At 74.3% G+C, this 20,500-nt stretch carries 19 protein-coding genes; 11 read left to right on the plus strand and 8 right to left on the minus strand.

Annotation, left to right across the window (positions count from 1 at the left end):
• Positions 1-60 precede the first annotated feature (60 nt).
• From eda to ACFTZA_RS13270, 5 genes are all read left to right on the plus strand, one after another.
• Positions 61-723 carry a bifunctional 4-hydroxy-2-oxoglutarate aldolase/2-dehydro-3-deoxy-phosphogluconate aldolase gene (gene eda / locus ACFTZA_RS13250; RefSeq protein WP_378195472.1) on the plus strand — a complete coding sequence of 221 codons (663 nt, stop codon included), beginning with the start codon at positions 61-63 and terminating at the stop codon, positions 721-723.
• Between the two features lie 2 nt (positions 724-725).
• Entirely contained in the window at positions 726-1,856 is a 1,131-nt protein-coding gene (locus ACFTZA_RS13255) for a PfkB family carbohydrate kinase (protein ID WP_378195475.1), read from the plus strand.
• A 137-nt stretch (positions 1,857-1,993) separates the two neighbouring features.
• Positions 1,994-2,386 (plus strand): hypothetical protein, encoded by a 393-nt coding sequence (locus tag ACFTZA_RS13260; protein WP_378195478.1) that lies wholly within the window; start codon positions 1,994-1,996, stop codon positions 2,384-2,386.
• 72 nt (positions 2,387-2,458) lie between these two features.
• The gene (locus ACFTZA_RS13265) at positions 2,459-2,887 is read left to right on the plus strand and encodes a zf-TFIIB domain-containing protein (RefSeq protein ID WP_378195481.1); all 429 of its coding nucleotides are present in this window, start codon (positions 2,459-2,461) and stop codon (positions 2,885-2,887) included.
• A 70-nt stretch (positions 2,888-2,957) separates the two neighbouring features.
• Complete coding sequence (locus ACFTZA_RS13270) at positions 2,958-3,947, plus strand: bile acid:sodium symporter family protein (RefSeq protein WP_378195484.1); 990 nt, start codon at positions 2,958-2,960, stop codon at positions 3,945-3,947.
• A 1-nt stretch (position 3,948) separates the two neighbouring features.
• On the opposite strand, the gene ACFTZA_RS13275 is transcribed toward ACFTZA_RS13270, so the two are convergent.
• Positions 3,949-4,407: a SufE family protein gene (locus ACFTZA_RS13275; protein WP_378195487.1), complete on the minus strand. Its 459-nt coding sequence runs from the start codon at positions 4,405-4,407 to the stop codon at positions 3,949-3,951.
• A gap of 141 nt (positions 4,408-4,548) precedes the next feature.
• Positions 4,549-5,460: a sulfurtransferase gene (locus ACFTZA_RS13280; RefSeq protein WP_378195490.1), complete on the minus strand. Its 912-nt coding sequence runs from the start codon at positions 5,458-5,460 to the stop codon at positions 4,549-4,551.
• A gap of 159 nt (positions 5,461-5,619) precedes the next feature.
• Between ACFTZA_RS13280 and ACFTZA_RS13285 the strand changes: the two genes are divergently transcribed.
• From ACFTZA_RS13285 to ACFTZA_RS13305, 5 genes are all read left to right on the plus strand, one after another.
• A complete protein-coding gene (locus ACFTZA_RS13285; protein ID WP_378195492.1) occupies positions 5,620-6,174 on the plus strand; it encodes a class I SAM-dependent methyltransferase in 555 nt (184 codons plus the stop codon).
• A gap of 61 nt (positions 6,175-6,235) precedes the next feature.
• Entirely contained in the window at positions 6,236-7,492 is a 1,257-nt protein-coding gene (locus tag ACFTZA_RS13290; RefSeq protein ID WP_378195495.1) for a GAF domain-containing protein, read from the plus strand.
• A 241-nt stretch (positions 7,493-7,733) separates the two neighbouring features.
• Positions 7,734-9,257, plus strand: a complete 1,524-nt coding sequence (adh, locus tag ACFTZA_RS13295) for an aldehyde dehydrogenase (RefSeq protein WP_378195498.1) — start codon at positions 7,734-7,736, stop codon at positions 9,255-9,257.
• Between the two features lie 112 nt (positions 9,258-9,369).
• Positions 9,370-9,891 carry a DUF779 domain-containing protein gene (locus ACFTZA_RS13300; RefSeq protein WP_378195501.1) on the plus strand — a complete coding sequence of 174 codons (522 nt, stop codon included), beginning with the start codon at positions 9,370-9,372 and terminating at the stop codon, positions 9,889-9,891.
• 72 nt (positions 9,892-9,963) lie between these two features.
• Positions 9,964-11,106: a hypothetical protein gene (locus ACFTZA_RS13305; protein WP_378195504.1), complete on the plus strand. Its 1,143-nt coding sequence runs from the start codon at positions 9,964-9,966 to the stop codon at positions 11,104-11,106.
• 93 nt (positions 11,107-11,199) lie between these two features.
• Here the strand turns inward: ACFTZA_RS13305 and aceB are convergent, their stop codons facing one another.
• Together aceB and aceA are read right to left on the minus strand one after the other, a co-directional pair.
• A complete protein-coding gene (aceB, locus tag ACFTZA_RS13310) occupies positions 11,200-12,906 on the minus strand; it encodes a malate synthase A (protein ID WP_378195508.1) in 1,707 nt (568 codons plus the stop codon).
• A 103-nt stretch (positions 12,907-13,009) separates the two neighbouring features.
• Positions 13,010-14,464 (minus strand): isocitrate lyase, encoded by a 1,455-nt coding sequence (gene aceA / locus ACFTZA_RS13315; protein ID WP_378195511.1) that lies wholly within the window; start codon positions 14,462-14,464, stop codon positions 13,010-13,012.
• Positions 14,465-14,639: 175 nt separating this feature from the next.
• Between aceA and ACFTZA_RS13320 the strand changes: the two genes are divergently transcribed.
• Positions 14,640-16,136 carry a helix-turn-helix domain-containing protein gene (locus ACFTZA_RS13320; RefSeq protein ID WP_378195514.1) on the plus strand — a complete coding sequence of 499 codons (1,497 nt, stop codon included), beginning with the start codon at positions 14,640-14,642 and terminating at the stop codon, positions 16,134-16,136.
• Between the two features lie 6 nt (positions 16,137-16,142).
• Here ACFTZA_RS13320 and ACFTZA_RS13325 read toward each other — a convergent pair whose 3' ends face one another.
• The 4 genes from ACFTZA_RS13325 to nhaA form a co-directional block, all read right to left on the minus strand.
• Complete coding sequence (locus tag ACFTZA_RS13325) at positions 16,143-17,354, minus strand: acetyl-CoA C-acetyltransferase (RefSeq protein ID WP_378195517.1); 1,212 nt, start codon at positions 17,352-17,354, stop codon at positions 16,143-16,145.
• 68 nt (positions 17,355-17,422) lie between these two features.
• Positions 17,423-18,106, minus strand: a complete 684-nt coding sequence (locus ACFTZA_RS13330; protein ID WP_378195520.1) for a CoA transferase subunit B — start codon at positions 18,104-18,106, stop codon at positions 17,423-17,425.
• A 1-nt stretch (position 18,107) separates the two neighbouring features.
• Positions 18,108-18,950, minus strand: coding sequence for a CoA transferase subunit A (locus ACFTZA_RS13335; RefSeq protein ID WP_378195523.1), 843 nt, complete (start codon positions 18,948-18,950; stop codon positions 18,108-18,110).
• Between the two features lie 177 nt (positions 18,951-19,127).
• Positions 19,128-20,423 carry a Na+/H+ antiporter NhaA gene (gene nhaA, locus ACFTZA_RS13340; protein WP_378195526.1) on the minus strand — a complete coding sequence of 432 codons (1,296 nt, stop codon included), beginning with the start codon at positions 20,421-20,423 and terminating at the stop codon, positions 19,128-19,130.
• Positions 20,424-20,500: the final 77 nt, after the last annotated feature.

Below are 20,500 nucleotides of genomic sequence, written 5' to 3' on the forward strand. Positions count from 1 at the left end.
TCCTCTAGAGTGCGTTCCGCAGTGAACAACCGGCGTTCACCATAACGAAACGGAGCGAGGATGTCATCCGACACCACCGTCCTGGAGGAGATCGGTCGCGCGCGCGTCGTGCCCGTCGTCGTGGTCGACGACGCGCGTGAAGGGCTCGAGGTCGCGGGGGCCCTGCGCGACGGCGGCCTGCCCGTCGCCGAGGTCACGTTCCGGACCGCCGGGGCCGGCGCGGCGATCGCGGCCATCGCGCGCGAGCTGCCCGACGTGCTCGTCGGCGCGGGGACCGTCGTGACGCCCGCGCAGGTCGACGAGGCCGTCGAGGCCGGTGCACGCTTCCTCGTGTCGCCCGGTCTCTCGGCGGACGTGGTGCGCCGCGCGCAGGAGCGGGGGGTGCCGATCCTCCCGGGTGTCGCCACGCCGTCCGACATCATCGCCGCGCTCGACCTCGGCCTGGACGCGGTCAAGCTGTTCCCCGCGAACGTCGTCGGGGGCCCGGCCGCCATCAAGGCGTTCTCCGCGCCGTTCCCCGGCCTCCGCTTCGTCCCCACCGGCGGCGTGAGCGCCGCCAACCTCGGCGAATACCTCGCGCTGCCGTCGGTCCTGGCCGCCGGCGGCTCCTGGATGGTCGACCGCGCCCTCGTGCGCGCCGGCGACCGCGCCGAGATGACCCGCCGTACGCGCGAGGCCGTCGAGCTCGCCGCGTCGTCCACCGCCGTCACCGAAGGAGCCTGACCATGGCCGACAGCACGAGGACCACCACGACCACCCCGCCTCTCGAGGTCCGTCCCGCCGGCGAGTGCGCCTACGACGTCGTCGCCCTCGGCGAGGTCATGCTCCGTCTCGACCCGGGCGAGCGGCGCATCAAGACCGCCCGCAGCTTCGACGCGTGGGAGGGTGGCGGCGAGTACAACGTCGCGCGCGGCCTGCGCCGCTGCTTCGGCCTGCGCGGCGCCGTCGTCACGGCGCTCGCGGACAACGAGGTCGGCCGCCTCGTCGAGGACCTCATGCTTACCGGCGGTCTCGACACGAGCCACGTCGTGTGGCGCTCCTACGACGGCATCGGCCGCACCGTGCGCAACGGGCTGAACTTCACCGAGCGCGGCTTCGGCGTGCGGGGGGCGGTCGGCGTCTCCGACCGCGGCAACACCGCGATCTCGCAGCTGCGGCCCGACGACGTCGACTGGGACGCGCTGTTCGGGCGCGGTGTGCGCTGGTTCCACACGGGCGGCATCTTCGCCGCGCTCTCGGAGTCGAGCGCCGACGTCGCCGAGGCGGCGATGGCCGCCGCGCGCCGGCACGGCACGATCGTGTCCTACGACCTCAACTACCGCCCGTCGCTGTGGCAGGGCATCGGCGGCGTCGAGCGCGCCCAGGAGGTCAACCGTCGCCTCGCGCGCTACGTCGACGTGATGATCGGCAACGAGGAGGACTTCACGGCCTCGCTCGGCTTCGAGGTCGAGGGCGTGGACGAGAACCTCACCGACCTCGACACCGGTGCGTTCCGGGCGATGATCGCCCGCGCCGCCGAGGAGTACCCGAACTTCCAGGTGATCGCGACGACGCTGCGCGGCGTGCAGACCGCGACGGTCAACGACTGGGGCGCCATCGCCTGGTCGCGCGTGCAGGGCTTCGCCGAGGCGACGCACCGCCCTGGTCTCGAGATCCTCGACCGCGTCGGCGGCGGCGACTCGTTCGCCTCCGGGCTCGCGTACGGGCTCATGGAGCTCGGGTCCGTCCAGGAGGCGGTCGAGTACGGCGCCGCGCACGGCGCGCTGGCGATGACGACGCCGGGCGACACGTCGACGGCGTCGCTCGCCGAGGTCCGCAAGCTCGCTTCCGGAGGCAGCGCGCGCGTCCAGCGCTGACCTGCTGGACGCCGCTCGGGCGGGCGCCGTGGAGGACCGTGGCGCCCGCCCGCTCGAGATGCACCGGCTCGTCCCCGGGGGTGCCCGACCGGGGATAGGGTGAGCCCGCGAGCATCGGGGGCTGCTGGGAGGTCGCAATGGCGAGAGGACGGGTGGCCGTACCCGGCCTGCCCCGGCGCCGCGTCGAGCAGCCCCCTGACCTGGCGCACGCCGTCGAGCACGCGCGCATCCTGCGCGCCGCCGGTGACACCGCCGGCGCCGCGCGGGTCCTGGACGCCGCGTTCGCGGCCGAGGGCGTGCGCACCCGCAGCGTCTCGGAGCGCGTGCGGTTCCGCGCCCTCGTGCTGCGGGCCGACCTCGCGATCGCGCTGCACGACGACGCGGCGGCCGCCCGGTACCTCGCCGGGGCCGAGTGGTTCCTCGCCGGCGCGGACTTCCTGCCCCAGGTCGCCGATGCGCTGGCCGCGCTCGACGAGGACGTCCACCGCTTCGGCGAGATGCGGGGCCGGGTCGAGGCCGAGCGGACCTGACCGCGCGTCGCCGCGGGGAACCCCCGCGCCGCGTGGCACGTTGGGGAACCAGGACCGATCGCTGGAGGATCCATGCTCTGCCCGACCGACCAGACCGTGCTCGTCATGACCGAGCGCAAGGGTGTCGAGATCGACTACTGCCCCACGTGCCGGGGGGTGTGGCTGGACCGTGGCGAGCTCGACAAGATCATCGACCGGTCCCAGGAGGCGGACGCGCCGGAGGCGGCGCGTCCCGCGCCTGCGCCGACGCCCACCCCGGCGCCCGGTCCTGCGCCGACGGCGTACCCGCCGGCCGCGGCCGCCGACTACGGCACCCCGGCCGGTTACGGGGCCCCGCGTGACGACCGCCGGTACGACGACCGCCGCTACGACGACCGCCGGTACGAGGGCGATCGCCGCTACGAGGGCGACCGCCGGTACGACGACCGTCCCGGCTACGACCCGCGCTACCGCAAGCGCAAGAAGAGGGAGTCCTGGCTGGAGGACCTCTTCGACTTCTGACGCCGGTCTCTAGCGCGCACGACGGTGGGCGCGGCGGCGCCCGGCGGCGGTCGTCCTAGACTCGGGCGTCGTGCGCGCTGTGCTGGCCCGGTGGGTCGACCCCTTCGTGGTGACCCTGTTCGCGGTGCTGGTGCTCGGCCTGCTGGCGCCGGTGCCGGCCGGGGCGCAGCGCGTCGTCGAGGTCGTCGCCGACCTCGCCGTGACCGTGCTCTTCCTCGTCTACGGCATGCGCCTGTCGACGCGGGAGGTGTGGGCGGGGCTGCGCAACGTCCGGCTCCAGGGCGCGATCCTCGCGTCGACGTACGTCGTCTTCCCGCTGCTCGGGTTCCTCGTGGCCTGGGCCGTCGCGCCGCTGGTCGGCGCCGGGCTCGCCGCGGGCGTGCTCTTCCTGTCCGTGCTGCCGTCCACGGTGCAGTCGTCGGTCGCGTTCACCTCAGTGGCGCGCGGCAACGTCGCGGGCGCGATCTGCGGCGCGACGGTGTCGAACGTCCTCGGCATGCTCGTCACGCCGCTGCTCGTGCTGTGGCTCCTGTCCGACGCCGCGGGCGCGGCGCCCGGGGACGCGGGCGAGGTCGTGGGCGGGCTCGGCGGGCTGCGCACCGTCCTGCTCCAGCTCCTCGTGCCGTTCGTCGTGGGGCAGCTGCTCCAGCCGTGGGTCGGCGGCTGGGTGCGCGCACGACGCTGGCTGACGCTCGGCGTCGACCGCGGCACGATCCTCGTCGTCGTGTTCGGCGCGGTGGCCGCGGCGTCGTCGGCGGGCGTGTGGGCGAGCGTGTCCGGGTGGGCGGTCGTCGCGGTGCTGGGCGTCAGCGCGGTGATGCTCGCCGTGATGCTCGCCGCGACGTGGTGGGGCGGCGCCGCGCTGCGGCTGCCGCACGAGGACCGCGTCGCCCTCCTCATGTGCGGGTCGAAGAAGTCGCTCGCGACGGGCCTGCCGATGGCGAGCGTGCTGCTCCCCGTGGCCGTCGCGGGGGTCGTCGCCGTGCCGGTGATCGTGTTCCACCAGCTCCAGCTCATGGTGTGCGCGGTGCTCGCGCGCCGGCTCGCGCTGCGGGCCTGACTCAGGCGCGGGCCGCGACCTGCTCGCGCACCTGGCGCTTCGCGCGCGTGAGCATGCCGCTCATCCCGCCGAGCCGCAGGGGGCTGACGGCGCGCGTGAGCCCGATCGTCATCGGGAAGTCGTCGGGGACGTCGAGCACCTGCTGCGCGGTGAGCCCGGACAGGCCTTGGGCGAGGATCGAGGCGAACCCGCGCGTCGTCGGTGCCTCCGCCGGAGCGGTCGCGTAGAAGTGCACGACCTCGTCGTCGTCCACCTCGGCGAACGCGCGCACGGGGGACTGGCACTCCTCGATCCGCTCGAGCATCCCGGGCGCGCTCGCGTAGCGCTCCGGCAGGTCCGGCAGCTCGTTCGCGAACTCCAGCAGCAGCTGCAGGCGCTCGCGCTCGGGCAGGGCGAGGAAGTCCTCGCGGATCTCTGCGAGCGTCGCGGGCAGTGCGGCGTCGGGCGTGGAGTCGCTCATGGTCCTGATCCTCGCACCTCGTCGTGCGGGCCGGGGCGGCGGTTCAGCGTGCGGGACGCCGACGGCGCGGGGCCGGTCCCAGCGGGAGCCGGCCCGCGCCGTCGGCAGGGGAGGGGCGGAGAGTCTCGGTCGCGCGACGGCTCAGTTGAGCGAGGCGGGCGCCTCGCCCGGCTGGTCGCCCTTGACGATCGGGACGCGCACGGCGTTGCCCCACTCGGTCCACGAGCCGTCGTAGTTGCGGACGGTGTCGAAGCCGAGCAGGTACGTCAGCGCGAACCACGTGTGGCTCGAGCGCTCGCCGATGCGGCAGTACGTGACGACCTCGTCGTCGGCGCGCAGGCCGAGACCGCCCTCCTGGTAGATCGCCTCGAGCTCGGCGCGCGACTTGTACGTGCCGTCCTCGGCGACCGCCGTCGCCCACGGGACGTTGCGCGCCGTCGGGATGTGCCCACCGCGCAGCACGCCCTCCTCCGGGTAGTCCGGGATGTGCAGGCGCTCGCCCGTGTACTCCTGCGGGGAGCGGATGTCGACGAGCGGCCCGTTGCCGATGTGCGCGAGGACGTCCTCCTTGAACGCGCGGATCGTCACGTCGTCCCGCTCGACCACGGGGTACTCGACCGGCTCGGGCGCCGGGACGTCCGTCGTCGTCTCGCGGCCCTCGGCGATCCACTTCCCGCGACCGCCGTCGAGCAGGCGCACGTCCTCGTGGCCGAAGAGCGTGAAGACCCACGCGGCGTACGCGGCCCACCAGTTGTTCTTGTCGCCGTAGACCACGATGGTCGTGTCGCGGCCGATGCCCTTGGATCCGAGCAGCTCGGCGAACGCCGTGCCGTCGACGTAGTCGCGCGTGTCGGGGTCGTTGAGGTCGGTGTGCCAGTCGATCTTCACGGCGCCGGGGATGTGGCCGGTCTCGTAGAGCAGCACGTCCTCGTCGGACTCGACGACGACGACGCCCGGCTCGCCGAGGTGCTCCGCGAGCCACGCCGTGCTCACGAGACGGTCCGGGTGGGCGTACTGCGTGATCTTCTCGGTGGTGTCGAGCGGTGCGGGCATGGGCTTCCTCCGTGGTCGTCGGTCCGACCGCCCAGGCTAGGTCGACCGTCCACGTGACGAGAAGCGCATCGCGCATCCTGAGACAGTGTTACGCGCCACTCGTCGGCCCCCTCCCGGGGCCCGGGTGCGGTCCGCCGCGCGGGTGCGCACACTGACGCCGTGAGCCCCACCGTCCCCGCACGGCTGCGCCGGGCCGCCGACCTGCTTGACCTCGGCGGTGACGAGCGCGTGCTCGAGCTCGGCTGCGGTCCGGGCGTCCTGGCCGAGCTCCTGCTCTCCCGGCACCCGGGGCTGCGGTACATGGCGGTCGACCGGTCGTCCGTCGCGGTCGAGCGGGCGACCCGTCGCAACGCCGGCGCGGTGGCCGACGGGCGCCTCGCCGTGCGGGAGGGCACGGTCGAGGACCTCGGCGGGGTGCTCGACGGCGAGGCGGCCTTCGACGTCGTCGTCGCCGTGAACGTCAACCTGTTCTGGACCGGGGACGCGCGCACCGCGTGCGCCGCTCTGGCCGGGGGCCTGCGTCGCGGCGGGAGGGTCTGGCTCGTGTACGAGACGCCGGGCGGGCAGGCCGACGAGCGCGTCGTGACCGGCGTCGTCCGGTCGCTCACGGTCCCCGGGCTGAGCGCCCCGACGGTGCTCGACGGCGCCGCGCTCGGAGGCGGGGTCTTCGCCGTCGGCGTGCGACGCACGGAGGAGCCCGACGGCGCGGTGTGACGGGGGTCGCGGTGCCGCCTACACTGGCGGCAGCACCCGGACGCCGACGTCGGAGGTGAGCATGGCGGAGCGGACCGCGCCACCCGGTGGCCCGGCACGCCGCGACCCCCGGTCGGTGCGCACCGCCTACGACACCTTCCTCGGCACGGGCGCCCTCCTGCCCGGCGTCGACCCGCTCGTCGCCGCGTCGTGGCGCCGCAGCCTGCGCTCCGGCGTGGACCCGGACACGCCGCGTCCGGGAGAGGGCCTCGCCGGAGCCGAGCTCGCAACGTACCGCGCGGCCCACCCGCTCGCGGCGCTGATGCCCGTCGTGCGCGAGCTCGTCGTCGACGGCGCGCGCGACGACGGGCTCGTCGTCGCGGTCTCCGACGACGTGGGCCGGCTCCTGTGGGTCGAGGGCAGCGTGCGCACCCGCGGCGCGGTGGAGCGCGTCGGGTTCGTCGAGGGCACCGTCTGGCGCGAGGAGCGGGTCGGCACCAACGCCCCCGGCACGGCGCTCGCGGCGCGACGTCCCGTGCAGGTCCTCGGGGCCGAGCACTTCTCCCGGCCCGTCCAGGACCTCAACTGCGCCGCCGCGCCCGTCCGGGGACCGGACGGCCGGGTCGTCGGCGTGCTCGACGTGACGGGCGGGCGCGCCGCCGCGTCGCACGTCGTGCTGTCCCTCGTCCGCGCGACCGTGGCGACGCTCGAGCGCGAGCTCGCAGCGCGGACGCCGGCCGGACCGGAGCGCGACGGGTACCACCTCGTCCCCGCGGTGCGACTCCTCGGCATCCCGGCGCTCGTCCTGCCCGACCGCGAGCAGCGCCTCTCGCTGCGGCACGCCGAGATCCTGGCCCTGCTCGCCGAGCACCCGGGCGGCCTGTCCGCCGACGAGCTCGCCGTGCTCCTGCACCCCGGCGACCTGTCCGACGTCACCGTGCGCGCCGAGGTATCCCGCCTGCGTCGCGTCGCCGGTCCGCTGCTCGCGGGGTCGCGCCCGTACCGGCTCGCACGGCCGGTGCGCACCGACGTCGACGTGGTGCGCGACCGCCTCGCCGCGGGCGACGTCCGGGCCGCGCTCGCGGCCTACGGCGGACCGCTGCTCGCGCGGTCCGTCGCGCCGGGGGTCGAGCGCCTGCGCGTCGAGCTCGCCGCCGAGGTGCGCGCCGCCGCCCACGCGAGCGACGACACGGCCGTCCTCGACGCCTGGACCCGCACCGACGACGGCGCCGACGACCACGCCGCGTGGTCCCGCCTCGCCGTCCTCGCCGACGACGGCAGCCCGCTGCGCGCCCGCGCCAGGGCGCACCTCGCCGTGCTCGACACCTTCCTGCGCTGAGCGAGCCGCCACCCTCGCCGAGCACGAGGTTGATGTCGCGACGGCGCCCATCACGGCACCGACGTCGTGCGCGGGTGCGAGCAACCCCGTGCTCGGCGCTGCACCGCTGCTGCAACGCTCCTGCAACCCTGGGCCGCCTACCGTCACCACCACGGCGCGACGACGCGCCGGGCCGCGCACCGCCGTCGGGCACCCCGACCGCGCGGGCGCGACGAGCGAGCACTGCGAGGAGGCAGACCGCATGACCGTCTACGCAGCCCCGGGGACCGACGGCGCGATCGTCGAGTACCGGTCCCGGTACGACCACTGGATCGGTGGCGAGTACGTCGCGCCGTCGAGCGGCCAGTACTTCGAGAACCCGAGCCCCGTCACGGGCCGCCCCTTCACCGAGGTCGCGCGCGGCAACGCCGACGACGTCGAGCGCGCCCTCGACGCCGCGCACGGCGCCGCCCGGTCGTGGGGACGCACGTCCGTGAGCGAGCGCGCGAACGTCCTCAACAAGATCGCCGACCGCATGGAGGCGAACCTCGAGAAGATCGCGGTCGCCGAGTCGTGGGAGAACGGCAAGCCCGTCCGCGAGACCCTCGCCGCGGACATCCCGCTCGCGATCGACCACTTCCGCTACTTCGCGGGCGCGATCCGCGCGCAGGAGGGCTCGATCTCCGAGATCGACTCCGACACCATCGCGTACCACTTCCACGAGCCGCTCGGCGTCGTCGGGCAGATCATCCCGTGGAACTTCCCGATCCTCATGGCCACCTGGAAGCTCGCGCCGGCGCTCGCGGCCGGCAACTGCGTCGTGCTCAAGCCGGCCGAGCAGACGCCCGCGTCGATCCTGCTGCTCATGGACCTCATCGGCGACCTGCTGCCGCCCGGGGTCGTGAACGTCGTCAACGGGTTCGGCGTCGAGGCGGGTAAGCCGCTCGCGTCCAGCCCGCGCATCCGCAAGATCGCGTTCACGGGCGAGACGACGACGGGCCGCCTGATCATGCAGTACGCGAGCCAGAACATCATCCCGGTGACGCTCGAGCTCGGCGGCAAGAGCCCGAACATCTTCTTCTCCGACGTCGCCGACGCCCGGGACGACTTCTACGACAAGGCGCTCGAGGGCTTCACGATGTTCGCCCTCAACCAGGGCGAGGTGTGCACGTGCCCGTCGCGGGCGCTGATCCAGTCGTCGATCTACGACTCGTTCCTCGGCGACGCGATCGAGCGCACGCGCGCCGTGAGGCAGGGCAACCCGCTCGACACGGAGACGATGATCGGCGCGCAGGCGTCCAACGACCAGCTCGAGAAGATCCTGTCGTACATCGACATCGGGCAGGCCGAGGGCGCGAAGGTTCTCACGGGCGGGGCGCGGGCCGAGCTCGGCGGGGACCTGGAGGGCGGCTACTACGTGCAGCCCACGATCTTCGAGGGCAAGAACTCCATGCGGATCTTCCAGGAGGAGATCTTCGGGCCCGTCGTCGCGGTCACGGACTTCACCGACTTCGACGACGCCATGACCATCGCCAACGACACCCTCTACGGGCTCGGCGCCGGCGTGTGGTCGCGGTCCGGGAACACCGCCTACCGCGCCGGCCGCACCATCGAGGCCGGCCGCGTGTGGACGAACTGCTACCACGCGTACCCCGCGGCGGCCGCGTTCGGCGGGTACAAGGGCTCCGGCGTCGGGCGCGAGAACCACAAGATGATGCTCGACCACTACCAGCAGACGAAGAACCTGCTCGTGTCCTACTCGGCCCAGAAGCTGGGCTTCTTCTAGGCCGGTCGCCCGCCGAGCACGGGGTTGGTGTCGTTCTGAGCGTGATCACGGCAGCAACCTCGTGCTCGGCGGCGAGCACCGTCGTTCTCGTCCGTCCCGGTTGGAGGTCCCCGTGCCCGACGACGCCCGCTCGCCCGATCTCGGCGCGCCACCCGCGCGGGTCGCGCTCACCGAGCCTGCTGCCACGCTGCTCGCGAAGCTGCGCACGATCCACGGCGAGCTGATGTTCCACCAGTCCGGCGGCTGCTGCGACGGGTCGTCGCCCATGTGCTACCCGCAGGGCGACTTCCTCACGTCCGACGCCGACGTCCACCTCGGCGATCTCGTCGTGTCAGCACGAGAGGCCACCGGGGTGGCGCGTGGTGCTGACAGTCCGGGACCAGGGACCGATGTGTCAGCACCACAGGCGACCGGGGTGGCGCGTGGCGCTGACACGGCGCAGTCGTTCGCCGTTCCCGTGTGGATGAGCCGCGCCCAGTTCGAGTACTGGAAGCACACGCACCTGACGATCGACGTCGTGCCGGGCCGCGGCGCCGGGTTCAGCGTCGAGGCGCCCGAGGGCGTGCGGTTCCTCATCCGGTCGCGCCTGCTCACCGACGACGAGTGGGAGGGGCTGAGCGGCGCCCGACGCTGAGGACGTGCGACGTGTGCCACGCCATGCCCGCCACGGCCTGCGAGGCCCGGTGACTCTTCGCAGGATGGGGCCATGCCGACCCTGCGCAGCTCCTCCGACCCGTGGACCGCCGTCCGCGACCGCGCCGCGGGCGCGCGGCGCTTCTTCGCGACGCACCAGCCCGCGTGGTCGATCTCGCTGCGCACGGGCATCGCCGCGGGCCTGGCGTGGTGGGCCGCGTGGCTGCTGACGCTCGTCGCGCCGGACCCGTTCGCCGAGTACCGGTACTACGCGCCGCTCGGCGCCGTCGTGGCCACCTCCTCGACGGCGTCGCGGTCCGTCGGGCAGTCGCTGCGGGCGACGCTCGCGATCGTCGTCGGCGCGGGCGTGGCGGCGGGGCTCGACCGGCTGCTGCCGATCGACACCCTGACGATCGCAGTCACGGTGATCGCGGCGAGCCTGCTCTCGTCGTGGCGCACGCTCGGCGACATGAGCCAGTGGACGGTGACGTCGGCCTTGTTCGTGCTCGTCATCGGGGGCTCGCAGGGCGCGCAGGGCCAGTCCGACTACATCATCGGGTTCCTCGGTCTCGTCGTGCTGGGCGCCGCCGTCGGCGTGCTTGTGAACCTCGTCGCCCCGCCGCTGCCGCTCGGCCCGTCGGAGGCCGCGCTAGACCAGTTGCGAGACGTGCTGGCCGACCAGCTCGAGGCGCTCGCGGGCGGCCTGCACGGCGACCGGGCGCCACGCGCCGACGAGTGGGAGGAGCGCCGTCGGGCCGTGGAACCGGCGGTCGAAGGCGCGCGCCAGGCGGTCGACCACGCGCGCGAGGCGCAGCAGCTCAACATCCGCGCCCGGCGGAACCGGGAACGGCTGCAGCGGCAGCAGAACCGCTCCGAGCGCCTGCTCATGACGACGTCGGTCGTCACCGACCTCGTGCGGATCCTCACCGAGGGGGAGCGCGAGGACGTCGACAACCAGGTGCTCGGCGCGCACTTGCGGCACCCTGCGGGCGAGGCGCTGAGCGCGCTCGCCGTCGTGGTCCGCGACGGCGACGACGCGGACAGAGCTCCGGCGTACGAGGCCGTGCACGCGCTGCGCACGGCTCTGGCGCACGAGCGCTCGCACGGAACGGGCGACGACTACCTGGCCGCCGGCGCGATGGTGCTCGACATCGAGCGCGCCCTCGAGGCGAACCGCTCCACCCGGGAGCCCGCGGACGACGAGAGCGCGGGGTGATCGGGGCGCCGGGCCGGGCGCCGACGGGCACGCCCCTCGCCCGCGCCCGTCCTACCGACGGTGCGGGCAGGACGGACGCGGGCGGTCACCGGCCTACGGCTGGTCGACGTCCGAGCCCACGAGGAGCTGCGCGTACGCCCCGACGGTGAGGAACGTCGGGAAGTCCTCGGCGAGCGCGACGGCGCGGAACACCGCCGCGGCGTCGTCCACGCGGTTCCCCGCGGGTCGGGGCAGGTCGTCGACGATCTCGGCGAGCAGCGCCTCGACGCGTCCGCGCGTGATCGGGACGCCGTTGTCGGTGCGCGTCCCGGAGGCCACCCACTGCCACACCTGCGCCCGCGCGATCTCGGCGGTCGCGGCGTCCTCCATGAGGTGGTCGAGGGCCACCGCGCCGACGCCGCGCAGCCACGACTCGACGTAGCGCACCGCCACCGAGACGTTCGACCGCAGGCCTGCCGCCGTCACGGTCGCGCCCGTCCGGCGCGCCGACCCGACGTCGAGCAGCTCGTGCTGCCCGACGCGCACGTCGTCCCGCCGCCGCGACACCTGGTGCGGCGCGTCCCCGAGCACAGCGTCGAACTCCGCGCGGGCGACCTCGACCAGGTCGGGGTGCGCGACCCACGTCCCGTCGAACCCGTCCCTCGCCTCGCGCCGCTTGTCGGCGCGCACCTGCTCCACGGCGCGCGCGGTGACGTCGGGCCGGCGCCGGTCCGGGATGAACGCGCTCATCCCGCCGATGGCGTGCGCGCCGCGCCGGTGGCACGTCGCGACGAGCAGCTCGGTGTACGCGCGCAGGAACGGCACGGTCATGGTGACCTGGGAGCGGTCGGGCAGGACGTACCGGTCGCCGCGCGCGCGGAAGGACTTGATCACCGAGAACAGGTAGTCCCAGCGGCCCGCGTTGAGCCCGGCGCAGTGGTCACGGAGCTCGTGGAGGATCTCCTCCATCTCGAACGCGGCAGGCAGCGTCTCGATGAGCACCGTCGCGCGGACCGTGCCGTGCGGCAGCCCGAGCCACTGCTGCGCGAGGACGAAGACGTCGTCCCACAACCGCGCCTCGCGGTACCCCTCGAGCTTCGGCAGGTACAGGTACGGCCCGCGACCGCGCGCGACGAGCTCGCGCGCGTTGTGGAACAGGTACAGCCCGGCGTCGACGAGCGACGCGGAGGCGGACACGCCCAGCCCGGCCCGGTCGACGTAGCGCAGGTGCTTCTCGACGAGGTGCCACCCGCGGGGTCGAAAGACGATCGTCGGGAGGTCGGTGAGCGTCGCGGAGCGCAGGCGGTACTCCCTGCCCTCGGCGGTCGTGTGGACGAGCGTGCCGCGGATCGCGTCGTGCAGCGCCAGCTGGCCCTCCACGACGTTGCGCCACGTCGGGCTCGAGGCGTCCTCGGCGTCGGCGAGCCAGACCTTCGCGCCGGAGTTGAGAGCGTTGATCGTCATCTTGGGGTCGGTCGGGCCGGTGATCTCGACGCGCCGGTCCTCCAGGCCGGGCGCACCCGTCGCGCCGGCGACGCGCCACGAGGGGTCGTCGCGGACCGGGCGCGTCTCGGCGCGGAAGTCCGGGTCGATCCCGTTCGCGACGTCCTGCCGGCGCTGCTGGCGGTCCATGAGCAGCTCGTGGCGTCGCGCGAGGAACCGGTCGTGGAGCACGGCGAGGAAGTCGAGCGCCTCGGGCGTGAGGATCTCGCGGTAGCGCGGGCCGAGCGTCCCCGTGACGCGCAGGCTGCCCGACGGTGCGTGGCGGGTCGTGCGCGCGGGCTCAGTGGTGGACGTACGGGTGGTGCTGAGGGTGGTCATGGTCTCTCCGGACGGTCGGTCCGCGAGATAGAGGGATCTCGCCGAGGTAGAGGGAGATTGCCCTCTACCTCGCTGGATTCCCTCTATCTCGCGGAGGGAGTGGTCAGTGGAACTGGGCGGTCTCGGTGGACCCGGCGAGGGCGAGCGTGGCGGCGGACGGGTCGATCGCCGTCGCGACGCGGTCGAAGTAGCCCGTGCCGACCTCGCGCTGGTGGCGGGTGGCGGTGTACCCGTCGGCCTCGGCGGCCATCTCCGCCTGCTGCAGCTCGACGTAGGCGCTCATGCCGTGGTCGCGGTAGCCCCGGGCGAGGTCGAACATCGAGTGCGCGGCGGCGTGGAAGCCGGCCAGCGTCACGAACTGGAACGCGTAGCCCATCGCCGCGAGCTCGGTCTGGAAGGTCGCGATCTGCGTGTCGGTTAGGTGCTTGCGCCAGTTGAACGACGGCGAGCAGTTGTACGCGAGCTTCTTGCCCGGGTGCTCGGCGTGGACGGCCTCGGCGAAGCGCCGGGCGAGCTCGAGGTCGGGCGTGCCGGTCTCGACCCAGAGCAGGTCGGCGTAGGGCGCGTACGCGAGGCCGCGCGCGACGACCGCGTCGAACCCGGGGCGCACACGGTAGAAGCCCTCGGCGGTGCGCTCTCCCGTGAGGAACGGCCGGTCGCGCTCGTCGACGTCGGACGTCAGCAGGTCCGCGGCGAGCGCGTCCGTGCGCGCGACGACCACCGTCGGCACGTCGGCGACGTCGGCCGCGAGCCGCGCCGCGCCCAGTGTCCGCACGTGCTGCGCCGTCGGGACGAGCACCTTGCCGCCGAGGTGGCCGCACTTCTTCTCCGACGCGAGCTGGTCCTCCCAGTGCACGCCCGCGGCACCCGCGGCGATCATCGCGTGCATGAGCTCGTAGGCGTTGAGCGGGCCGCCGAAGCCTGCCTCGGCGTCGGCGACGATCGGTGCGAGCCAGTCGCGCGACGGCCCGCCGCCGGGACCACCACGGGACCCGGCGGCCTCCGCGACCTCGACCTGGTCGGCGCGCAGCAGGGCGTTGTTGATCCGGCGCACGACGGCGGGGACCGAGTTCGCCGGGTAGAGCGACTGGTCGGGGTAGGTCTGGCCCGACAGGTTCGCGTCGGCTGCGACCTGCCACCCCGACAGGTAGACGGCCTGCAGCCCGGCACGGACCTGCTGGACGGCCTGGTTCCCGGTGTAGGCGCCGAGCGCCGCGACGAGCTCCTGGGAGTGCAGCAGCTCCCACAGCCGCTCGGCCCCGCGGCGGGCGAGCGTGTGGTCCTCGCGCACCGAGCCGCGCAGCGCGACGACGTCCTGCGCGGTGTGGTCCCGGCGCACCCCGGCCCAGCGCGGGTCGGTGCGCCACCGGCGGGCGAGCTCGTCGGCGGTCTCCGTCTGGTCGCCCGGCCGCGCCCCGTGGGCACGCTGGGCGGGTGCGGCCGCGGGTGCGGGTGCGGGTCGTTCGGCGGTCGCGACGGCGCCGGCGGAGCGGGCTCCTCCCGCGTACTCGCCGGGGGAGCGACGGCTGACGACGGTGGGTCCGTTCACGGGTGCCACGAGGCCTCCTGGTGTCGGGCCGGTCCGCGCAGGGCGCCGGCCGGCGGTGACGTCCCTCGGACGAGGGCGTGCATCGACCTTCGTGCTCCCCTGTCAGCGGTCTCAAGGTGCGCGCGTGCGAAAGAACACCGAATCTTCTGTTGTCTGCAAGCTGTGGCGTGTGTCACCGTCAGTCATGGCTATCCCGACGACGAGGTCCGCCGGCACGGCGGACGCCGGCGCACCGCTGCCGCTCGCGGACGAGCCGGACGCCCTGACGATCGGGCGCCGGATCCGGCACCTGCGGACCGCGCGGGGCATGACGCTCGACCAGCTCGGCGCTGCGATCGGTCGCGCCCCGTCGCAGGTCTCGCTGCTCGAGAACGGGCGGCGCGAACCGCGCTTCAGCCAGCTCCAGGCCGTGGCGCGCGCGCTCGACGCGAGCCTGGACGACCTCCTGTCGCCCGAGCCGCCGTCGCGCCGCGACGCCCTGGAGATCGAGCTCGAGCGCACGCAGCGCGGCCCGCTGTCCGACGCGCTCGGCCTGCGACCCGTGCGCGTCGGCAAGTCGCTGCCGACCGACGCGCTCGAGACGATCGTCGCGCTGCGGCGCGAGCTCGAGCGCCTGCACACCGAGCGTGCGGCGACGCCGGAGGAGGCGCGTCGCGCGAACGTCGAGCTCCGCGCCACGATGCGCGCGCAGGACAACCACTTCCCGGAGCTCGAGGACGCCGCCACCGAGCTGCTCGCGGGCGTGGGGCACAGGGGAGGGCCGCTCCCGCAGCGCGTCGCCGCCGACGTCGCCGCTCACCTCGGGTTCACGCTGCACTACGTCCCCGACCTGCCGCACTCCACCCGTTCGCTGCTGGACCTGCGGCACCGGCGCGTGTACCTGCCGAGCGACGGGATGCGCGGGCGGTCCAACCCCACGTCGGCGCTCCTGCAGGCCCTCGCCCCGCACGTCCTCGGGCACGCCGAGCCGCGCGACTACGGCGAGTTCCTGCGCCAGCGCGTCGAGGCGAACTACCTGGCCGCCGCGATCCTGCTCCCCGAGCGTCACGCCGTGAAGGTGCTGCGCGCCGCCAAGGAGGCGCGCGCGATCTCGATCGAGGACCTGCGCGACGCGTTCGCCGTCTCCTACGAGACCGCCGCGCACCGGTTCACCAACCTCGCGACGCGCCACCTCGGCATTCGCGTGCACTTCATGAAGGTCCACGAGTCGGGGGTGGTCCACAAGGCGTACGAGAACGACGGCGTGCGCTTCCCCGCGGACGCGCTGGGCGCCGTCGAGGGGCAGCACGTGTGCCGCAGCTGGACGGCGCGCACGATCTTCGCGGCCGAGGACCGGCTGAGCCCGTTCAGCCAGTACACGGACACCCCGACCGGCACGTACTGGTGCACGAGCCGCGTGCAGGACGGCGCGGACGGCCTGTTCTCCGTCAGCGTCGGCGTGCCGTTCTCGGACGTGCGCTGGTTCCTCGGCCGCGACACGACCCGGCGTCTGGCCTCGGGCTGCCCCGACGAGGCGTGCTGCCGCCGTCCACCGCCCGGCCTCGCCGAGCGGTGGGCGGGGCACGCGTGGCCGAGCGCGCGCCCGCACGCGTCGATGCTCGCGGCGATGCCCGCGGGAGCCTTCCCGGGCGTCGACCAGACCGAGGTGTACGCGTTCCTGGAGGCGCACGCGCCGTCGTGACGGCGCCTACGCCTCCAGCAGCAGCGCCTCGCCCTGGCCCCCGCCGCCGCACAGCCCGACGGCGGCGCGCCCGCCCCCGCGCCGCGCGAGCTCGTGCGCGGCGTGCACGGCCAGGCGGGCGCCCGACGCGCCGATCGGGTGGCCGAGCGCGATGCCGCCGCCGTGCACGTTGACGACGTCCGGGTCCACGCCGAGCGCGCGGGTCGAGACGGCGACGACCGTCGCGAACGCCTCGTTGATCTCGACGAGGTCGAGGTCGCCGACGTCCCATCCGGCGCGGTCGAGCGCCTGGCGGATCGCGCGCGCCGGCTGGGAGTGCAGGGACGTGTCCGGGCCCGCGACCTGACCCCAGGTGCGCACGGTCGCGAGGACGGGGCAGCCCTCGCGCTCGGCCAGGGCCCGGGTCGTGAGCACGAGCGCCGCGGCGCCGTCGGAGATCTGCGACGCGTTTCCCGCGGTGATCGTGCCCGCGGGGTCGAACGCAGGTCGCAGCCGCGCGAGCGTCTCGACGGTCGTGTCCGGGCGCACGCCCTCGTCCTCGCGCACCTCGACCGGCTCGCCGCGCCGCTGCGGCACGCTCACCGGCGCGATCTCGGCGTCGAACAGACCGTCCTTCCACGCGGCGGCGGCGCGCTGGTGCGACGCGGCGGCGAGGGCGTCCTGCTCCTCGCGCGGCACATGGACGTCGCCGGTGTTGGTGCGCTCGGTCGACAGGCCCATGGACTCCCGGTCGAACGCGTCGGTCAGCCCGTCCCGGGCGACCGCGTCGACGAGCGTCGCGTCGCCGTAGGCGAACCCGGCGCGCGCGCCCGGGAGCAGGTGCGGCGCGTTCGTCATCGACTCCTGCCCGCCGACGAGCACGACCTCCGCCTCGCCCGACCGGATCATCCTCGTCCCGTCGACCACGGCGGTGAGCCCGGACAGGCACACCTTGTTCACGGTCACCGCCGGCACGTCCCAGCCGACGCCGGCGCCGACCGCGGTCTGCCGGGCGGGGTTCTGGCCCGCGCCCGCCTGGAGCACCTGGCCGACGACCACCGCGTCCACGGCCTCGGCGCCCAGCGTCGAGCGCTCGAGAGCGGCGCGCGCGGCGACGGCCCCGAGGTCGGTGGCGGCCATCGCGGCGAGCGACCCGCGCAGCCGGCCCAGCGGCGTGCGAGCGGCTGCGACGACCACGACGTCGTCGGGGCGGGCGGGGGAGAGGGGAGCGGCGCTCATGGCTGGACCTCCAGGGGTGCGGACGACGGTGTCGGCGACGGCGCCGGGGGGTGTGGCGCCGTCGCTCCTCACGCTACTCCGCCGGAACCCGTGCCGGACGCGGCCAGCGGCGCGGGGTCGAGCGCGACGGCGAGCGCGGGCTCGGTCGCGGCGCGCACGTCGTCGACGCTCACGCCGGGCGCGGTCTCGCGCAGCACCAGCCCGTCGGGCGTCACGTCGATCACCGCGAGGTCGCTGATCACGCGGTCCACGACGCCGCGCCCGGTGAGCGGCAGCGAGCACTCGTGGAGGATCTTGGGCGAGCCGTCGCGTGCGACGTGCTCCATGAGCACGATCACGCGGGCGGCGCCGTGCACGAGGTCCATCGCGCCGCCCGGGCCCTTGACCATCTTGCCGGGGATCATCCAGTTGGCGAGGTCGCCCGTCGCGGAGACCTGCATGCCGCCGAGGACGGCCGCGTCGATCTTGCCGCCGCGGATCATGCCGAAGCTCGTGGCGGAGTCGAAGATCGCGGCACCGGGCAGGAGCGTCACGGTCTCCTTGCCGGCGTTGATGAGGTCGGGGTCGACCTCGTCCTCGGTGGGGTACGGGCCCACGCCGAGGATCCCGTTTTCCGACTGCAGCACCAGGTGTCGTCCGACCGGGACGTGGTTCGGCACGAGCGTCGGCAGCCCGATGCCGAGGTTCACGTACCAGCCGTCCTGGAGCTCGCGCGCGGCGCGGGCAGCCATCTCCTCACGGGTGAGCGTCATCTCAGGCCTCCTTCGCGGGACGCACGGTGCGTCGCTCGATGCGCTTGGGCGCGTCGGGGCCCACCTCGACGACGCGGTGGACGAACACGCCCGGCAGGTGGACCTCGTCGGGGTCGATGTCGCCCGGCTCGACCAGCTCCTCGACCTGGGCGACGCACACCCGTCCGGCCATGGCGGCGAGCGGGGAGAAGTTGCGGGCGGAGCGGTGGAACACGAGGTTGCCGTGCCGGTCGCCGCGCAGGGCGTGGACGAGCGCGAAGTCGGTCGTGATCGACTCCTCGAGGACGAACTCCGCCACGCTCGCGGACGACCCGTCGCGGGTGCGGGGCCCCACGCCGAACGTGCGCACCTCCTTCGGCGCGCTGGCCTGCGCGACCCCGCCCGCGCCGTCGTACCGCTGCGGCAGGCCGCCCTCCGCGACCTGCGTGCCCACGCCGGTGCGCGTCCAGAACCCGGCGATCCCGGCGCCGCCCGCGCGCAGCTTCTCCGCGAGGGTGCCCTGCGGCGTGAGCTCGAGCTCCAGCTCGCCCGAGAGGAACTGCCGCTCGAACTCCTTGTTCTCGCCGACGTAGGAGCTCGTCATCCGACGGATCCTGCCCGCGCCGAGCAGGACGCCGAGGCCCCAGTCGTCGACCCCGCAGTTGTTGCTCACGACCCACAGGTCACGCGTGCCCTGGTCGAGCAGCGCCTCGATGAGGGCGATCGGGTTGCCGCACAGGCCGAACCCGCCGACGGCGAGGGACGCGCCGTCGGGCACGTCCGCGACCGCCTCGGCGGCGGACGCGACGACCTTGTCCAGGCCGTGGCGCACGGGGGGTGGAACGGGCGGGCTCGTCAGGCTCATGGCGCGACCTCCTCGTCGGGCCGCCGTCCCGGGGTTGTGGACGACGGCGCACCAGCCACGCGGCCTCGGTGCCGCGTGGTCCACGACGATCATGCCGCGCACCGGGGCGTCCCGGCGAGCGCGACGGCGCACCACCGGACGGTGGTGCGCCGTCGGCAGGGTCGGCGGCGTGCGCCGTCAGTGGTCGAGGCGGTCCTTCTCGTCGCCGATGAAGTCGCGCACGTCGTCGGGCAGGTCGTCGCGGTTCATGTCGTCCGTGCGCGCGCGACGTGCGTCCCAGCGCAGCGCGGCCGCGGCGAGCGCGGCGGCGAGCGTGGAGGCGGCGAGGATCGCGATCTTCGCGCCGTCGGTGTGCTCGGCGTCCGGGAACGAGAGCTCGGCGATGAGGAGCGAGACGGTGAACCCGATGCCGGCCAGCAGGGCGACGGGCAGGAGGTCGCGCACGCCGATGCCGGGCGCGAGGCGCAGCGGGGTGAAGCGCGTGACGAGCGCGGTGACGCCCAGGACGCCGACGAGCTTGCCCACCACGAGCCCCAGGACGATCGCGAGCACGACCGGCTGGCCGAGGACCTCGCCGACCGGCGTCTCGCCTCCGACGATCGACACCCCCGCGGCGAAGAAAGCGAAGACCGGCAGCGCGATGCCCTGCGAGAACGGGCGGATCGTGCGCTCGAAGCGGTGCGTGCGGGACTCTGCCTCGCCGTGCACGACGAGGGCCGGGACGGTGAACCCGAGCAGCACGCCGGCGATGGTGGCGTGCACGCCCGACTCGTGCATGAAGGCCCAGGCGACGACCGCGACGGGCAGCAGCAGCCACCAGCGCGTGCGTCGCATGCGCACCAGCACCGCGTACAGCACGACGGCGACCAGCGCGAGGCCGAGGTAGGCCCACTGCAGGTCCGCGGTGTAGAAGATCGCGATGATGACGATCGCGAGCAGGTCGTCCACGACGGCGAGCGTGAGCAGGAAGGTGCGGATGGCGACGGGCAGGCCGCGCCCGAAGACGGCCAGCACGCCGAGCGCGAACGCGATGTCGGTCGCGGTGGGGATGGCCCAGCCGTGCAGGGCGCCGGTGTCGCCGGACACGACCAGGACGACCGCGAAGATGATGGCGGGCACCGCCATGCCGCCGACCGCGGCGAGCATCGGGACGCCGGCCTGCTTCGGGTTGCGCAGGCTCCCCGCCACGAACTCCTGCTTGAGCTCCACGCCGACGACGAAGAAGAAGATGGCGAGCAGCCCGTCCGCCGCCCAGGCCGACAGGCTCAGGTCGAGGTGCAGGGGCGACGACGGGCCGACGACCGTGCTCGACAACGTCTGGTACGACTCGCGCCACGGCGAGTTCGCCCACGCCAGGGCGAGGAGGGCCGCCCCGATGAGGAGCGCTCCGCCCGTCGTCTCGCGGCTCGCCCAGCGGCGCAGCGGTCCGGGTGCGGAGCCCGACGGGGCGGTGGCGGGCGAAGCAGCAGTCATGGTTCTCCTGGTGTCGGGAGGGGTGCGGCCTCAGGGGTCGCGAACGGGCCGCCGACCAGACTTCCCGGCACACCGCC

The organism is Cellulosimicrobium sp. NPDC057127, from assembly GCF_042670945.1.
Lineage (GTDB): Bacteria > Actinomycetota > Actinomycetes > Actinomycetales > Cellulomonadaceae > Cellulosimicrobium.

Excerpts from the sequence above, each read along its gene's own strand:
- ACFTZA_RS13265 (WP_378195481.1), top strand. The coding sequence starts at position 2,459 with ATGCTCTGCCCGACCGACCAGACCGTGCTCGTCATGACCGAGCGCAAG.
- ACFTZA_RS13305 (WP_378195504.1), top strand. The coding sequence starts at position 9,964 with ATGCCGACCCTGCGCAGCTCCTCCGACCCGTGGACCGCCGTCCGCGAC.
- ACFTZA_RS13275 (WP_378195487.1), bottom strand. The coding sequence starts at position 4,407 with ATGAGCGACTCCACGCCCGACGCCGCACTGCCCGCGACGCTCGCAGAG.
- ACFTZA_RS13330 (WP_378195520.1), bottom strand. The coding sequence starts at position 18,106 with ATGACGCTCACCCGTGAGGAGATGGCTGCCCGCGCCGCGCGCGAGCTC.
- nhaA (WP_378195526.1), bottom strand. The coding sequence starts at position 20,423 with ATGACTGCTGCTTCGCCCGCCACCGCCCCGTCGGGCTCCGCACCCGGA.
- ACFTZA_RS13260 (WP_378195478.1), top strand. The coding sequence starts at position 1,994 with ATGGCGAGAGGACGGGTGGCCGTACCCGGCCTGCCCCGGCGCCGCGTC.
- eda (WP_378195472.1), top strand. The coding sequence starts at position 61 with ATGTCATCCGACACCACCGTCCTGGAGGAGATCGGTCGCGCGCGCGTC.
- adh (WP_378195498.1), top strand. The coding sequence starts at position 7,734 with ATGACCGTCTACGCAGCCCCGGGGACCGACGGCGCGATCGTCGAGTAC.
- aceB (WP_378195508.1), bottom strand. The coding sequence starts at position 12,906 with ATGACCACCCTCAGCACCACCCGTACGTCCACCACTGAGCCCGCGCGC.
- ACFTZA_RS13280 (WP_378195490.1), bottom strand. The coding sequence starts at position 5,460 with ATGCCCGCACCGCTCGACACCACCGAGAAGATCACGCAGTACGCCCAC.
- ACFTZA_RS13325 (WP_378195517.1), bottom strand. The coding sequence starts at position 17,354 with ATGAGCGCCGCTCCCCTCTCCCCCGCCCGCCCCGACGACGTCGTGGTC.
- ACFTZA_RS13335 (WP_378195523.1), bottom strand. The coding sequence starts at position 18,950 with ATGAGCCTGACGAGCCCGCCCGTTCCACCCCCCGTGCGCCACGGCCTG.
- ACFTZA_RS13320 (WP_378195514.1), top strand. The coding sequence starts at position 14,640 with ATGGCTATCCCGACGACGAGGTCCGCCGGCACGGCGGACGCCGGCGCA.
- ACFTZA_RS13255 (WP_378195475.1), top strand. The coding sequence starts at position 726 with ATGGCCGACAGCACGAGGACCACCACGACCACCCCGCCTCTCGAGGTC.
- ACFTZA_RS13290 (WP_378195495.1), top strand. The coding sequence starts at position 6,236 with ATGGCGGAGCGGACCGCGCCACCCGGTGGCCCGGCACGCCGCGACCCC.